Source organism: Pseudomonas sp. K5002 (assembly GCF_013386655.1).
In the GTDB taxonomy this organism is placed as follows: Bacteria; Pseudomonadota; Gammaproteobacteria; order Pseudomonadales; family Pseudomonadaceae; genus Aquipseudomonas.
The window spans coordinates 1-968 of sequence record NZ_JACARK010001312.1 but is presented as its reverse complement, the minus strand read 5'-3'; the positions used below and the strand labels follow the sequence as shown (position 1 = coordinate 968).

The window sequence follows — 968 nt, the reverse complement described above, 5'->3', positions numbered from 1 at the left end:
GTGCTGTTCGCCATGGGGCGTGACGGCGCGCTGCCCCGCGTGCTCGGCAAGCTGGTGACGAAAAAGCGCGTGCCCGCCACGGCCATCGTGCTGGTCAGCCTGTTCTCGCTGATTGCCTTGTTCATCACGTTGGATACCGTCGCCAACATGATCAGCTTCGGTGCGCTGTTTGCGTTCTCGGCGGTAAACCTGGCGGTGATCAAGCACTACCTGGTCGACCAGAAGTTGCGCGGTACCAGGAACTACTTGCTGTACGCGGTTGTGCCGGCGCTGGGGTTCCTCAGCACGATCTGGCTATGGAGCAGCCTTTCCAGCCTGTCGTTCACCATCGGCCTGTGCTGGATGGGGCTTGGGCTCCTGTGCCTGCTGGGCATCACGCGGGGGCTGCGCGTGAAGATGCCGGAACTGCAGATCGCCGAGTGAACCCCTCGTCTATCCATCGCCATTCATTGGGAGTACAACGTGTTCGACCTTAACTACTGGCAACAGCGTGTTGCCCGCCAGACGTTCATCAACACCGCCCTGATCGGTGGCCGCTCAGTGAATGCGGCATCCGGGGCGACCTTCGATGCCATTAACCCTGCGACCCAGCAGTTGCTGTCACGGGTTGCAGCCTGCGGTGACGCAGAAGTCGACCTGGCCGTGCGCAGCGCACGCCAGGCCTTCGAGACCGGCCCCTGGCGACGGATGCCGCCGGTGGAGCGCAAGAAAATTTTGATCAGGCTCTCCGAATTACTGATGACCCACCGCGAGGAACTGGCGCTGCTCGATTCGCTGAACATGGGCAAGCCGGTGATGGACGCCTACAACGTTGACGTGCCCGGCGCCGCCAATGTGTTTGCCTGGTACGGCGAAGCCCTCGACAAGCTCTACGATCAAGTCGCGCCCACCGCTCACAACGCGTTGGCAACCATCACGCGTGAAGCACTGGGGGTGATCGCGGCGGTGGTGCCGTGGAACTTCCCGCT

The 968-nt window shown here is 62.3% G+C and carries 1 protein-coding gene and 1 pseudogene; both read left to right on the top strand.

Annotation, left to right across the window (positions count from 1 at the left end; all coding sequences use genetic code 11):
• A pseudogene (locus HX846_RS35955) lies at positions 1-423 on the top strand (Putrescine importer PuuP); the annotation flags it as partial.
• A 39-nt stretch (positions 424-462) separates the two neighbouring features.
• Positions 463-968: aldehyde dehydrogenase family protein (locus tag HX846_RS35950; protein ID WP_178967316.1), on the top strand; the 506-nt coding region annotated here is incomplete at its 3' end.